We start from the raw sequence: 14098 nt of genomic DNA, 5'->3' as shown, positions 1-14098 counted from the left end.
CCTAAAAATATGCTTATCATTTATACATTTATCTAATAGTTGCTAATCTCCTGCAATATTTTCTAAAAAACATTAAATTGGTGAATTATTTTAAATAAAAAAAGGAGTTTTTAAACTTATCATGAATACATATATTAAGATTTAATATTTCCAAAACATAGGAGGGGTAACCATTATTAAGAAAACTTTTATATTAACTTTATTAATTTTTACTATTCCAGTCTTATTATTTCCATCTTCAATGGCCGCTAGTAATGTTGCCATTAATACTATTAATTTAGAAGACGAATCAGAAACAGAATCTTTAAGAGAACGAGTTGATCGAGAATTAGCCAGACAAAACTTAAATGTTTTAGGACCAGGTCAGGATGTTGATTTTGATATAAATATTTACCAGTCTGGCGTTGAGTATGATAGATCATTTAATTGGTTAATATTAATTTTACCATTATGGCCTATTGTGGGTATAACTCAATCAACAACAACTGTTTATGTTGATAGTGAAGCTCTCGATCAAGATGGAAACAGAGTATGGACTGGATCAGGAAAAGCCGAAGATTCTACAATCTTCTTTTCAGACTTTAGACATCCAGCTCAAGCACCTTTATTAACTCATGCTGCGCAAAGATCAGTTTCTGGTGCTGGATATTTAGCTTCATTTGAGGCTCCAAATAACAAAATTACTCTAGTATCATTACCATTTTAATATTAAAGCCCTCACATAATTTGTGAGGGTTTTAGTATTTCTATTTAAACTCAACTCTTTTAACAATGTTAAATCCAATAACAAGAAACCTTATTTAAATTATTTTTAAATTTAGATTGTTTGGAAAGCATATTATATAAAGCCAAATTATACTCGGAAATCGACGTGGACAGCCTGGCTGCCCTGGCCGGTGGCGTTGTTCTGGACCTGCTGGATTTCCTGGCTCATCTCCTGCATGCCTTCCATGAGTTTGTCCATTGTAGCTTCGGACCGGTTCATTGACTGGTCTAGAGTCATTGTTGATAATGCCTGTTGAACACTTGCCATCTGCTGCTGGTTGACACTGCTCATTTCCATGGTTCTATGCCACCTCCTGAGTTAATAGCTATGATTTTAAGTTGATAATTTTTAAGATGAATAATTTAAACCTAGCATATTCTGACCTGTAAATAATAAGTTTAGCTTAAATTCTAAAGAAAATGCCAAACCTTAAGGAGGAAAGAACTGCTCCTATGATGACTATTCCAAAAACAATTGGGGCAATAATTATAGCTAGATATAGCAGGGCTGTAATAATTAAGAATACCCCAATGTATTTAAAGATAGCTTTAAAATTTAATTTCTTTTCAGTTCTGCCATGGAGGTTTTCCTCTACAATTCTGTAAAGCCTATCTTCTGAGCGACTGGCGGACATCATTGTTATTATAAGAGCAATAACTACTGGTAATAGATATAGCATAAATATCACCTTTTTTAGTTTTCTTAAAGCTTCTCTTATTAAATGACTATAATATTAATGACCTTAAAAATAGATAATAAGCCTATTTCTCTTTGTCGATTAAGTCGTCATCGACCTGGGGTTCAACTTCTTCGACGTCATAATGGTGGGCTAGTTCATCGGCCATGGCCTGGAGTCTGTCCAGTTCTGGCTGGAAGCTTTCGCTGATGATTGTTACCAACTCGTCGCTGTTGCCGCTATCTATTCTGTCTCTGACTGAGTTGAGCATGGTATTAAGGCTCTGGCTGGTCTCATTAAAGCGTTCCATTAGCTTCTCGTTACCTGATAGGGTTGAGCCATGGGACATGACATCCATTGACCAGCGGAGCCCCTGCAGGGCATAGTTGAGGATCTCATAGCCGTTGGCCTGGTTGCCTAGTTTGAGCTGGGCTGCTGCCTGTTTGAAGCCTTTAATGACCTTTGGCAGGTATTCCTGGAGATCAGCCATTGTCTGCTTGATGAGATCCTGGACTTTAATTGTTGAAACTTCTAGCTTATCTATTTCAGACAGCTTGGGATTGGCTTCAAGGTTATTAGGGTTTAGCTCCTGACCGTCACAGATAACCTCTTTGACTACCTTTTCGTCAAGGCTTTTGTTGATTTCCTGTAAGATAGCGGAGAGATTACCGCCAATATATTTATCGCTATCGACCTTTTCGTTGTTAATATAAATTTCCATTAATATTCACGCCTTTCTAACATTAGTTTCTATAATAATCTATAATATATTTTTTCATTGCTGATAAAATAAATTTTTGTTGTTTTGCATCAATACAGCTTGTTATTTCTTTATTTATCATAAACATATCCTTATTAGTCTTAATATGAAAAATATTAGAACCACAGTTTGATTTTATATCTTCTTTTACTCTAAAAATAAATTCATCAATATTTTTATAATTTTTTACTTCTTCTAATTCAACTTTCATTATATAAAACCCTCTCTTTGTTGAATCTCTTTCTGGAGATCATTGAATCTTGCAACAAGTTGTTTCTGTTCTGAGTCATCAAGGTCTTCATCTCTGATTTTAGTGGCTATAGCTCGCATACTTCTTAGCTTTAATTCTGTCTCAGCTAATTCTTTCTTCTGCTTTTTAACCAGGCCTAGTTTAGCTTTAAGCCTTTTTATTCTCTTATTGATCTTTTGCCTGGCAGATTTAATTATATCCAGTAGCCAGTCGTGATCTTTTCTCATAATATCAGTCCTCAATTATATGACGAAAAGCCGGATTTCTCCGGCTGATTAGAAACTATTGGTTAGCCTTTAGAGTCGATGACTCGGGCCTTTTCCTGTTTTAGGCCATACTCAGCATCACGCTTTCTGCCCTGTTTGATCTTGCCTAAATCTTCTATGTTGTCCTGGTGTTTTTCTGCTAGGAGCTTCTCGTTTTTTTCTTCAAGGGCAACTAGTTTGTTTAGTATTTTTGTGAATTCTGATTCGGCTGTGGCCGGGTCGTTGGCTTTGGCTATTAGATCATTTAGGTCAAAGCTATCGAGTTCGGCTATTAATTTGGCTCGCTCTTCTATGGTTTCAGCAAGTTTGTCCATATCTTCGTCTTTGATATGGTCATGCTGGCGTTCAGTTATTTCATAAAGTTTGTAATATCCCTGGAGGACTTTCTTAATCTTATCTTCCACCGGTCATTACATCCAGTCTGTCACGTCCGTTTTCTTTGCGGTCCTGTTTGACGGCTTCTTTCCAGGCTTCCAGTAATTCTAGCATCATGCTTTCTACCTGATCGATCTTTTCAGGATCTTTTTTCATATTGGCCTGGATGAGTTCACGATACATATATTCATATAAGGCTGCCAGATTAGTTGCAACTTCGCCACCTTTTTCACCATCAAGGGTTGTCAAAAGCTCCATGATGATATCCTGGGAGCGGATAAGATATTCATTGGTATTATGAATATTATCTTCTTCCATACTCTTTTTGGCAAGTCTCATAAATTTAATGCAGCCCTGATAGAGCATGACAACTAAATCGCCACCGCTGGCTGTCTGGATTTTAGTCTGGGCATACTGCTCAGATGCTTTATAATTAGTCATAGGTTGATTACCTCCTGAATTATTTCATTACATTATTTATATTAATTATCCCTGTTGTAAGCCAAGATTCTGTAACTGACCCTGGAGCCAACCGCCCTGGGCCTGAATTTCATTAAGAGCTGTCTCCATTCTAGCAAACTGTCGCTGCATTGTCTGCTCTCTTCGCTCCATTCTTTCCATTCTCTGTTCGATTCTTCTATCGATTCTATCCATCTGGGAATCGAAGTTTTGGTCCTGTCTATTTAAGATACCTCCGGTCCGGCCTCCACCGAAACGGACATATTCTTCTACAAAGCTGCTCATTCTCCTGGCAAGACCATCGGCACCATGATCACTTTCTCTGGCTCTGAAGAAATTTTCGACTGCTTCAGGATCTTCTCTGAGTGCAGTTTCAAGATCACCTGGATTGAATTCCATATTGCCTTCATCATCTATCTCGATACCCAATGACTGGATATTATTGAATTCATTATCGGCTAAGCCAACATCATTAGTGATATTTCTTCTTAGAGATGACTGGAGTCTTCTTAAGGTGCCATCACCCTGGAGGAGCCCGTCTTCTTTACCGAGTTCATGCATGAAGGTCTGGGCCTCATTGTATTGCTCAACAAACTGCTGGACTCTTTCACCGATGGCTTCAGTATCCTGACCGACACTAACATTAGCAGGGCTTTCTGTCGCACTGTGTAAATCAATAGTTACACCATCAATTACATCACTTATTCCCTGATTGGTGCTGCTTGTAATCCCTTCTAAGCCATTAATTGAAAAAATGGCATCCTGGGCTGCCTGCATAGTGTTATCATCACCTATTATACCGATATCCTGGAGCAATGAGCCTTCAGTATCCTGAAATACCATCTCGAACTCTTCACCGGTATTATCACTATTTATGACCAGCCTATTATCTACTAATGTTGCTGTAGCTTCAAGATCTGGCTGTTGATTGATAAGACTTCTGATATCTCTTAGAGTTATTTCATCGGCTGCTTTATCAATATCTGATAGATCAATTTCAATATGATCTTCTGCATCATGGCCGTCAAAACCGATTGTAAAGGTTTCATCACCTGAAATAGTTACTCCTGTTTCCTGGTTTTCTTCACTATTTATTGGTTCAGAGCCACTTTCAAATTTTACACCATAGACAGAGTGGGCCTGGGCAAGTTGTTCGACATTGATTGCATAGTTACCGGCATCAGCGGATGAATCAGCAGAGACAGATACTGCATCTTCATTGGTTGAACTTGCTGACATATCATTATATATGCTTCTACTGGCAAGATCATCAAAGCTACCTTTAAGACCCTGAAGTTGTTGATTGACTGTCTGCCACTGTTCCTGAATAGTTGATATCTCTTCTTTCTCAAATTCCATTCTCTGGATAGGTACTCTTTCTAGCTGCATCAATTCATTAACTATCTCATCAGTATCCATGCCTGATGCCATACCTGTCATTGATATACCTGTTACCATTATACTCACCTCTTTTAAAATTTTGCCTGAAATTTATATTAACATTGTCTTAGTTTTATCTGTTCAAGGGAAGGGCCGTTCGTGCCAGCCCCTCCGTTTAACAGATAAAAGAGCTAATTATCTTAAATACGTACATCTATCACCAGGCCTATCATCTCATTGATTTTGGCTGAGATATCGAGAACCTCTTCTGGAGGTATCTCTCTAATTATTTCATCTTCTATGATATCCATTACCTGAACTATATGTCTACCTGTATCTTCGTGCAACTCAAAGTTTAAGCCACGATCGAAAGTACGCATAGTCTCATTTAGTCGCTTTAATTCGTGCTCTATTTCCTCCATGTGTTGGTCGATCTCATCCTGACTTAAGGCATCTTCTCTGATAAAATCTTCAGTTGATACCTGAGTCGGCTCTGAACTTCCTCCACTGGCAGACCTACTGGTAGATTGTCTATCATTAGCTCCACTTACTCCCCTTTGCGGTTCGGGAATACTCTGTGTACCTTCTACCCGCATAAGCTTCACCTCTTTCTTTTATAAAAGGCCGGCCCTTAAAAATTACAGAGCCGGCCTGTTTTTAACCAGTTATCAATTACTTTTAGCTATTAATAAGTTAATTATTGTGAGTTACTAATTAACCTAATAGCTGAAGTACTGACTGTGAAGCCTGGTTAGCCTGAGCTAACATAGCTGTACCAGCCTGTTCTAGGATCTGCTGTTTGGAGAACTCAGTCATTTCGTCTGCCATGTCAACGTCTCTAATTCTTGATTCAGCAGCCTGTAGGTTTTCAGAAGCTACTTCAAGGTTAGCGATTGTATGGTCTAATCTGTTCTGGACAGCACCTAGTTCTGAACGCTGTGATGATACTTCTTCAATAGCTGCATCTAAAGTTGAAATAGCTGAGTCAGCACTTCCTTGAGTAGATACAAGTATGCCACCTTCAAACTCTTCTTCATCTAAAGCAATACCTACTTCAGTATCATCATCTAAACTTAAGTTGCCATCAAAAGAAACATCATATGAAACATCATCAATTTCTTCTTCTGCAAAAAAATCACTAATTGCTTGATTTACTTCTTCAGATGTTACATCTAAATTTTCTTCAATAGTAATTGTTAGATCATCACCAGTACCTGATACTACAATACCATCTACTTCATCTCCATCTCCTTCAAAAGATATATCTGTATTTTCATCAATTCCCTCACCTCTTGCAGATACAGTAACATCTGTATCACTAACATCTGTTTCATCTGAGACAAAAATATTGCCATCAACATCTAAAGATTCTGCTCGCATATCTCCAACTTCTAGTTCAATATTTTGCCCTTCATTAGCACCAATCTGGAAAATATTATCTAATGAACCATCTAGTAAGTTTTGTGTATTAAATTCTGTGTTATCTCCAATTCTTGTAATTTCCTGAGCTAACTGATCAACTTCTGCCTGAATTTCTGCACGATCTTCTGCAGTATTAGTATCATTAGCAGCTTGAACAGATAATTCTCTCATTCTCTGAAGTATTTCATGTGTTTCATTTAAAGCACCTTCAGCAGTCTGGATCATTGAATTAGCGTCCTGGGCATTTCTGGTAGCCTGATCTAAACCTCTGACCTGGCCTCTCATCTTTTCAGAAATTGCAAGACCTGCAGCATCATCAGCGGCTCTATTGATTCTAAAACCTGATGATAGCCTTTCCATTGACTGACTCATTGAACGGTTAGTGTTGTTAAGGTTACGATAAGCATTAAGTGATTCTACGTTTGTTTGAATTCTCATTAATAATCATCCTCCTTGATGATTTCCTTAGTATTTTGTGTTTTTCTGCTGGAACCAGGCTTCCTTGCCTGGGCCCCAACTCCTCTGGTTTACTTACTCTCTGATACAAGCATCACTTCGGCCGATAGTGCTGCTGGCAGCAGGGTTTCAGTAACCATCACTACTCCCGCTTCTTTTGGATCCGGGTCAGGAGCAGTCAAAGTCACTGAAAAAATATATTTAAAGTTATTTCAAGTTGCCAGTAAAGCTATAAAACTGTTGTAAAAATTAATTGCTATTTGTTTTTCGTTCTATTACTAATATCGTCAGTAAGTACTAAATTGTTAACTCTCTTTAGAGGTGATAAGAGGTGATTATGACTGATTATATCTATTTAAGTCTATTTATCTGGCTTATAACCCCTATTTACTATCTTTTTCTTCTTTTTTGATGACTAAGTTGCCAAGGCGGCTTAAATCTTTGCTGCTAGCAGCTTCTTTATTCTCTTCCTCGATTCTCCGGTAAACTTCCTCCCGGTGGATCTCAATTGATTTCGGGGCATCGATGCCTAGCTTGACTTTATTACCCTCTATTTCAACGACTGTCAGCTCTATATTGTCATCTATGATTATCTTTTCGCCTTTTTTCCTTGTAAGGACCAGCATCAGCTAACGCCTTCTTCCGCTGGCTCAGGCTCTAAACGATATTTAACCGGATAATTCTCGTCATCTAAAATAATTTGCCGGCCAAGCCTTTCATTGATATTAAAGACTACCGGTGCTGCCAGGTTGACTGTTATATCATCGATATCACCTTTAATGGTGGCTATTAGCAATACACCGACATCTTCATGGCTTTCAAGCTGGAGCATATCCTGGGTGCTATCTGCCAGCTCAAAGTCATAGCCGTCTAAGATTGTTGAGGGTTCAACTGTTACAAAGGCCAGACCTGGCTCGTTGACTGACTGCATAATGATAAATGGTGACTGATCATTTAAAGGCAGCAGTACAAACTCATCTTCCTCTGGAAAGCCTGGTAGGCCTTTAGGGAATTCTATAATATCGTCGTCTTTTATCTCTATCTGACCAAATTCTCTGGTCTCTATTTCCTGCATCTAGTAAAACCTCCTTGATAATGACTGAATTTTTCAATTAACTGTAATGAATTACCTTATGAAAGGACTTGTTTTAGCCTATATTTTAGCCTAAAAGATTCATTCTTACTCCTGGGGCAGTGATTTCGACATCTGGATGCTGCCTTAAGTAGCTCTGGACATCGCCTAGCTGGGGCTGGACGCCAACTTTATTGGCCTGACCGGCCCGCTGGGTCGTGACATCTACCGGGCCTTCCTGGTGATTGATCTCCAGTTGTTCTGGTATATAGGTATGTTCTGGCCGGCGTTTATAACCTAGCTCGATCTGCTGATCGCCGAGCCTGGAATTCTGCCTGGCTAAATCTGCAATATCAAACTGCTGAAAGTTGGCCAGCTGATCGCCTTCATTTGCATATTTTGCGATAGCCTGGAGGGCTGCCTGCTGGCTCTCACTGGCGGTGGTATCGCCACGATCGATTATTGTCAGGAGGCCCATATCAGCCCTGGATGGATAGGAAGTTGTCTCCAGTTGGGCTGCTTCTGCTGAGATCTCCAGGCTGTCCTGGCCCTGATTGACAATGACGCTGTCTTTAGTTGGCTGGACGCCGACCTCAGGGTCTCTGATATCGAGCCCGACAAGCCCTGGCGTATAATCAACTTCTATTCTTGCTATATTTAAGGCCATGGCTTTCACTCCTTAAGCTTACCTACCAACCCGGGTTCAAAAAACCAAATTTTAACATTTTATATATCTTATGATTGTTTATCTTAGGAAATCCAGCAGGGTCGGCTGCATTGTTCTGGCACCTGAGGCCAGTGAAGCCTGATAGACTGATTCCTGCATTCTAAGTTCCATGATAGTTTCGGCGATATCGACATCTTCGTTCTCTGATTTTAAGCTGCGTAAGTTTATCTCCTGGTCTTCTAAACGGCTCTGGGTTAAGTCCAGGCGGTTCATTTTGGCGCCGATTTCGGCTCTGGTGGTTACGTTTTTGTCGATGGCATTATCGAACCTGCTGATATCTGAAGTTGAGAGCATTAGTGAGCCTTCGCCACCGGCGGCATCTGTTTCTTCGAAATTTAAAAGTTGCATGATAGGCTCAGCTTCATCTGTTTCTATACTTATTTCAGAATCTTCACCGTCTGTTAAAGAACGAATTTCTAGATTGCCATTTCTGACTCTGGCATAGGTTTCACCTGTTGTGCCAAGTGCTTCATTAGCTGCATCGTTGATTGCTTGAACAAATTCTGCTCTGGTGGTGTCACCGGTTAATTGTTCGCCGTCACTATTTTCTGTGACTTCAAAGTTTTCGCCATCTATTGTAATATTGAGACTGACATCTGTATCTGCATCTATTTCATCTGAGTTTTCAGCCAGTTTGCCTGGTCCCAGTTCGCCATAGACTCTGGCGCTGCCGCCTCTTAGATCTGAGAGGAGGTGGTCCATGGCTTCAATTGCATCTTCAAAGCCTTCCCGGCCGGTTACGTTTACTGCCATTTCAACACCTGGGTTGATTTCCCGGCGGATCTTTCTGTCATCGCCCTGGTATTCGGCATTTTCGTCAAAGGGCTTTTCATCGGTAGCCTGGCCACTAAAGACATAGCGATCGCCATGGCGGGTTTCGGTAATGGCAAGGAGTTCGCTTCTTAATTCTTCGACCTCTCTGGCCAGATTCTCCCGTTCGGTCTCGGTCATGGTGTCATTGGCTCCATAGATTGTCAGTTCTCTGGCTCGCTGAAGGACTTCATTGCCGTCAGTTAAAGCACTCTCTGTTGTTTCCATCCAGGAGTTGGCCTGGTCGACATTCTTTTTAAACTGATCTACATTATTGAGCTGGGAATTGAAATCCATGCTCCTTGAGGCCTGAATTGGTGCCTCAGATGGAAAGCGGAACTGTTTACCAGATGAGAGCTGCTGGTTTAATTTATCGAGATTTTTCATATTATGCTGCAGGTTTTGCATCATATTTCCGATCATTACATTATTAGTTATACGCATTTATTTGCCTCCTCCCCTGTTAGCGGATTAGACCGAGCAGGGTATCCATGTTCTGCTGCTGGGTCGTGATTATATTGGCTGCAGCCCCGTAGGCCTGCTGGAATTTGATCATATTGGACAGTTCTTCATCTAATGAGACACCGGAGATTGCTTCCCGGCGATTGTTTAGCTGTTCTTTGAGTAAGTCTGAGTTTTCAACCATCTGCTCGGCCCGCTGGCCATCGACACCTAGTGATGAGATGACGCCTTCAAAGTATTTGTTGACTGAGGTGTTATCCAGACCCTCGAGCTGATCTTCATTGAGGCCCCTGGCTAAAGCTGTGGCATTTTCGCCACTGCCCTCTGATGGATCCAGGGTGATATTGGCTTCGCCTCTTGATTTTAGGGTTATAGTAACATCGTCAACAACACCTGAGAATTCTTCACCCACTGCATCTTCTATTTCAGTAAGTTCAAAACTTTCGCCTATTTCAGCTGTGCCGCTGAATTCATTGAGGATTTCGTCGCCTTCCATTTCGGCGATGGTGAAGTTGACATTGCCGTCTTCATCTGGGCGCTCGGTTCGTATCCGGTATCTATAGGGACTATCGCCGGTGCCAGGGTTATTGACCTCTGCCACCCTGGGGTTGTCGCTAAAGTTACCGGCTGCTATTTTTCTGGTTGAATCCATGATCTCCTGGGAGACTTCGATTAACTGGGCCGGACTCTCTCCTGAATCTTCATCTGGAAGTTCGAAGAAGTCCCCACCCTGCTCGCCATCAAGGTCATAACCGGTGCTGTGGATTCTATTAAAATGTTCGGCCATCTCTCTGGCAATTGTATCCAGTTCATCGAGCTGGGCTGGAATGATTTCGTCTCTGACTTCTAAGAGACCTTTGAGTTCGCCCCGTTCGACCTGGATCTCTTTGCCGATATTGCTGTAATGGATGGTATCTTCATAATTATTATCTGGATCTTCGCGGATTTCCAGCTGATTGGTGCTGGAACCTGAGACGACTTTGACGCCGCCGATTGATATATCTAAATTGCCCCGGCTATCGGTGCTGCCCCGGGCATCTACTTTTTCATTGAGCTGGTCAAAGAGTTTATCCCTGGTATCCATCAGGTCGTTGGGTTGCTGGCCGCTACCTTTAATATGGACTATCTCTTTATTGATATCGCCAATCCGCTCGATGATTGAGTTGATTTCATCGACTGTGGAATGGACATCATTGTTGATTGAACTTTTAAATTCGCTCATCTGGTCATGGAGGCTATGGAATGTATCTGTTAAGGTGACTGCCCTCTGCCTGACTGTTGAGCGGATTGCTGAATCCTGGGGGTCATTGCTTAGCTCCTGGAGGGAGCCCCAGAACTCGTTTAGAGAGTTGCCCAGATTGTTATCTGATGGTTCGTTATAGATTAGCTCCAGGCGGCTCAGGCCTTCGCTGACCTGGTCCCAGTAGCCGCCGGCCTGGTTCTCCCGGCGAATCTGGCCATCGATGAAGTCGTCACGGAGTCGGTTGATATTATCAACCTGAACGCCCTGGCCGACCTGGCCTGCTGTTGTTGGCATATTCATGCCTGGACTGGTATAGGGCCTGGCTGCTGAGAGTTCTGCCCGCTGTCTGGAGTAACCCTCTGTATTGGAGTTGGCTATATTATGTCCAGTTGTATCTAAGGCTCTCTGCTGGGCCTGGAGGGCTGAGAGAGCTGTATTTATGCTGCTAAAAGAGTTCATGCTGTCACATCCTTTTATATCCTTTATATATGTTAGGGGCTGTTTTAAACTTTTTGGTGTCCGTACAGATTAATGCTGATATAATGATTTATTATTTTAGGCCTGCCGGTTGATGATCCGGTTGGATTTGTTGTTTTTGCCGGCTTTGCCAGGGTTTTCGTAAGTCTGTTGATTTTCAGTGCCGATTACTGCCTTCATGGAAAATTCATTGAATTTAAGGGCTTCCATCAGAAGCTGCCTGTTGCTTTCGTTTAAGGCGTTAAGGTCTTCGATAAGCTCCAGGAGTTTGTCTCTGAGCTCTGAGAATTCGGCCTTTTTTGCTTCTGGCAGTTCTGGAAGCAGCTGATTGAAGCTGAGCTCTTCAGCTGATTGATCGAGATTTGTGGAGATGGATTCTATAAGCTGGAGCCTGGCTGCTTCCAGGTTATCGACATTATCCATCAGTTCGGTTTCGGCCTCGACTATCTCGGCAAGGTCTTCAAGTTCATTTTCAATAAGGGCTTCCTGCTTTTTGTTGCCGAGGCGCTGAAGTTCCTGATAGACCCGGTATTCTTCTGATAAAATTTTATAGAGTTTTTCTGCTGGTTCTTTAATTTGTGCTGCCATTTGTTAGAGGTCACCTCTGGTAAGTTCTATTTCGTTCATCAGGCTTTCAGCCAGTTTTTCGCTGTCGATATGGTAGTTGCCGTCTGCTATCTCCTGCTTGAGCCTGGCAACCTTCTCGGCTCTGATTCCTGGATCGGCCTCAAGCTGGTCGGCCAGCTTTTTGATCTGGAGTCCTTTAGATGAGATATTCATCTTATCGCCTTCGCTGCGGCTGGTCTGCTTATTCTCCTTGTTGAGGAGATTCTGCTGGTTCTGATATAATTTTTGAATGTTTTTCCCCTGAATATTATCAATTCTCATCAGGTATCACCCTTTCTTTGCTTGCTGCTGTCTTTCTTGTTGCCAGCGTTCTTGTTGCTGTATTCATAACGTGCTAACTTCTAACTGCTATCTGAATTTATAGTTGTTTTCTTTATTCTTGCTTTCACCTTTTATATCGTAGCCCTGGCAAAAAAATTAACAGCAGTCAGCGGTCATATGCCGCCTTTAACTGCTGTTAGATAAGATTATCTAGTTTATGCTCTCTGATAGGGCCCTGTGTTATTTTTATGGTTTGGGGCCTATATTGGTTCCATAGTACTATTAATTTCAGGGTTCTACTCTTTTTTCCGCTTTCTGATCCGGTCTGAGGTATACATTTTCTGGTCTTTCTTGCCGGATTTTTTGTCGATTTCTTTCTTCTTTTTGGCGATACCTTTAGTTAAGCCGTCAACAAGTTCGTTCTTGCAGCTATTGCAATAACGGCCCTTTTCTATCTCTTTGCCGCAGCGTTCACACTGGACAAAGAAGTTGGCATCGATGCCATCTGCTATTAAGCGGTCGTCTTTGACAAACTGGATGATTGTATCTTTATCGACCCCTGTCTCCTCATGGACTTCATCTATTGTTGCCCCGGGGTTATCCCAGAGATAGTCCTTAACTTTTTGATACTGAACTTCTTCATCATCCCGACAGACATGGCAGCGGTCTTCACTGGCTACCGGTGAAAAGAGCTTCCCGCATTCTTTACAGTTTCTTAATTCCATTGAATATCACTCCTCGGCTGCTATTATATTGCTCTTATTCAATTACTAGTTCTAATTGGTTTAATGACAGGGACGGCTGGGCTGTTATCTCTCCTGCCAGGATATATTCGCCTGAGATTCTGTCTGGTAGTTCTGCGCTTTCATCCCAGCTTTTGAGTTCGTCTGGCTCCAGTTCGATATCCCTTAGGGCCATGGTATAGGCTCTATCTTCTGATAATTTCCATTCTATATTGCTATTGCTGAGCAGGTATAGTTCCAGGGTCTGACCGCTCATAAAATTGAGGACCTGGGGCCGCTCAGCGATATTCCAGAGTTTAACGTTGTAATTCAGCCTGCCTTCGGTCTGTTCATGCTGATCTGTCAGTTCGAGCCAGGCTATGAAGTTTACGTTCTGATCTTCCAGGCTGGCAACGAGATATCTGGTTAGGGCCGGGCCGATATAGATTGCGCCATCATGTTCTATAGGTGATCTGACCAGCTGGCGGCCGTTGAAATCTTCGGCTGTCAGCTCAAATTCTATCTGCTGGTCATTGTCGGCCTTTTCTATTGTTATTACGCCCTCTTCTTCGCCGGCACTGACTGTCCAGTCAAATAAATAGCCCAGCATTTCAAGGTTTATATAGTTTTCGCCATCTAATTGCTGAATCGGGAGATTGAGGACCTGATTGTTTTCTTCAAGTTCGAATTCGCCGATGATCGGTTCCAGGCGATCGATCCAGTCTTCCCTGGGCTGCACACCATTTGATGCTGCCGGGGCTCCTGTGGCGATAATTAAAGCGGTTATAAGGAAAATAGCTGGTAAGATTTTATTTAGCAAGAAAACCACCTCTTTTTTAAAATTTTGCAAACATCGGATATATATTTATATTGATTATTATTATATC

The 14098-nt window shown here is 41.6% G+C and carries 20 protein-coding genes; 1 reads left to right on the top strand and 19 read right to left on the bottom strand.

Going from position 1 to position 14098, the window contains the following annotated elements; genetic code table 11:
* Positions 1 to 241: 241 nt before the first annotated feature.
* The gene (locus I0Q91_RS12360; protein WP_270454903.1) at positions 242 to 706 is read left to right on the top strand and encodes a hypothetical protein; all 465 of its coding nucleotides are present in this window, start codon (positions 242 to 244) and stop codon (positions 704 to 706) included.
* A 147-nt stretch (positions 707 to 853) separates the two neighbouring features.
* Here I0Q91_RS12360 and I0Q91_RS12355 read toward each other — a convergent pair whose 3' ends face one another.
* From I0Q91_RS12355 to I0Q91_RS12265, 19 genes are all read right to left on the bottom strand, one after another.
* A complete protein-coding gene (locus I0Q91_RS12355) occupies positions 854 to 1063 on the bottom strand; it encodes a hypothetical protein (protein ID WP_270454902.1) in 210 nt (69 codons plus the stop codon).
* Between the two features lie 106 nt (positions 1064 to 1169).
* Positions 1170 to 1445, bottom strand: a complete 276-nt coding sequence (locus I0Q91_RS12350) for a hypothetical protein (RefSeq protein WP_270454901.1) — start codon at positions 1443 to 1445, stop codon at positions 1170 to 1172.
* Between the two features lie 82 nt (positions 1446 to 1527).
* A complete protein-coding gene (locus I0Q91_RS12345; RefSeq protein WP_270454900.1) occupies positions 1528 to 2163 on the bottom strand; it encodes a hypothetical protein in 636 nt (211 codons plus the stop codon).
* Between the two features lie 22 nt (positions 2164 to 2185).
* The gene (locus I0Q91_RS12340; protein ID WP_270454899.1) at positions 2186 to 2413 is read right to left on the bottom strand and encodes a hypothetical protein; all 228 of its coding nucleotides are present in this window, start codon (positions 2411 to 2413) and stop codon (positions 2186 to 2188) included.
* Positions 2413 to 2679 (bottom strand): hypothetical protein, encoded by a 267-nt coding sequence (locus I0Q91_RS12335; protein ID WP_270454898.1) that lies wholly within the window; start codon positions 2677 to 2679, stop codon positions 2413 to 2415. The genes I0Q91_RS12340 and I0Q91_RS12335 overlap by 1 nt, the downstream gene beginning before the upstream one ends.
* A 62-nt stretch (positions 2680 to 2741) precedes the next feature.
* A complete protein-coding gene (fliT, locus tag I0Q91_RS12330) occupies positions 2742 to 3122 on the bottom strand; it encodes a flagellar protein FliT (protein ID WP_270454897.1) in 381 nt (126 codons plus the stop codon).
* Entirely contained in the window at positions 3112 to 3534 is a 423-nt protein-coding gene (fliS, locus tag I0Q91_RS12325) for a flagellar export chaperone FliS (RefSeq protein WP_270454896.1), read from the bottom strand. Before fliS ends, fliT begins: the two co-directional genes overlap by 11 nt.
* A gap of 45 nt (positions 3535 to 3579) precedes the next feature.
* On the bottom strand, positions 3580 to 5010 hold the full coding sequence (fliD, locus tag I0Q91_RS12320) for a flagellar filament capping protein FliD (RefSeq protein ID WP_270454895.1): 1431 nt from the start codon (positions 5008 to 5010) through the stop codon (positions 3580 to 3582).
* A 122-nt stretch (positions 5011 to 5132) separates the two neighbouring features.
* On the bottom strand, positions 5133 to 5528 hold the full coding sequence (locus I0Q91_RS12315; protein ID WP_270454894.1) for a flagellar protein FlaG: 396 nt from the start codon (positions 5526 to 5528) through the stop codon (positions 5133 to 5135).
* 118 nt (positions 5529 to 5646) lie between these two features.
* Positions 5647 to 6792, bottom strand: a complete 1146-nt coding sequence (locus I0Q91_RS12310) for a flagellin N-terminal helical domain-containing protein (RefSeq protein WP_270454893.1) — start codon at positions 6790 to 6792, stop codon at positions 5647 to 5649.
* A gap of 401 nt (positions 6793 to 7193) precedes the next feature.
* Positions 7194 to 7436, bottom strand: a complete 243-nt coding sequence (gene csrA / locus I0Q91_RS12305; RefSeq protein ID WP_270454892.1) for a carbon storage regulator CsrA — start codon at positions 7434 to 7436, stop codon at positions 7194 to 7196.
* Positions 7436 to 7885 carry a flagellar assembly protein FliW gene (fliW, locus tag I0Q91_RS12300; protein WP_270454891.1) on the bottom strand — a complete coding sequence of 150 codons (450 nt, stop codon included), beginning with the start codon at positions 7883 to 7885 and terminating at the stop codon, positions 7436 to 7438. The genes csrA and fliW overlap by 1 nt, the downstream gene beginning before the upstream one ends.
* Before the next feature lie 85 nt (positions 7886 to 7970).
* Positions 7971 to 8549: a DUF6470 family protein gene (locus tag I0Q91_RS12295; protein ID WP_270454889.1), complete on the bottom strand. Its 579-nt coding sequence runs from the start codon at positions 8547 to 8549 to the stop codon at positions 7971 to 7973.
* Positions 8550 to 8627: 78 nt separating this feature from the next.
* The gene (gene flgL / locus I0Q91_RS12290) at positions 8628 to 9863 is read right to left on the bottom strand and encodes a flagellar hook-associated protein FlgL (RefSeq protein ID WP_270454888.1); all 1236 of its coding nucleotides are present in this window, start codon (positions 9861 to 9863) and stop codon (positions 8628 to 8630) included.
* 19 nt (positions 9864 to 9882) lie between these two features.
* Entirely contained in the window at positions 9883 to 11583 is a 1701-nt protein-coding gene (gene flgK, locus I0Q91_RS12285) for a flagellar hook-associated protein FlgK (RefSeq protein WP_270454887.1), read from the bottom strand.
* A gap of 96 nt (positions 11584 to 11679) precedes the next feature.
* The gene (locus I0Q91_RS12280; RefSeq protein ID WP_270454886.1) at positions 11680 to 12189 is read right to left on the bottom strand and encodes a flagellar protein FlgN; all 510 of its coding nucleotides are present in this window, start codon (positions 12187 to 12189) and stop codon (positions 11680 to 11682) included.
* Positions 12190 to 12192: 3 nt separating this feature from the next.
* On the bottom strand, positions 12193 to 12489 hold the full coding sequence (gene flgM / locus I0Q91_RS12275; protein WP_270454885.1) for a flagellar biosynthesis anti-sigma factor FlgM: 297 nt from the start codon (positions 12487 to 12489) through the stop codon (positions 12193 to 12195).
* A gap of 296 nt (positions 12490 to 12785) precedes the next feature.
* Positions 12786 to 13214 (bottom strand): flagellar protein, encoded by a 429-nt coding sequence (locus I0Q91_RS12270; protein ID WP_270454883.1) that lies wholly within the window; start codon positions 13212 to 13214, stop codon positions 12786 to 12788.
* A gap of 34 nt (positions 13215 to 13248) precedes the next feature.
* A complete protein-coding gene (locus I0Q91_RS12265; RefSeq protein ID WP_270454882.1) occupies positions 13249 to 14031 on the bottom strand; it encodes a BsuPI-related putative proteinase inhibitor in 783 nt (260 codons plus the stop codon).
* Positions 14032 to 14098 lie beyond the last annotated feature (67 nt).

It is taken from the genome of Halonatronomonas betaini (assembly GCF_015666175.1).
Classification (GTDB): Bacteria; Bacillota; Halanaerobiia; order Halanaerobiales; family Halarsenatibacteraceae; genus Halonatronomonas; species Halonatronomonas betaini.
This window is presented reverse-complemented; position numbering and strand designations above follow the sequence as displayed.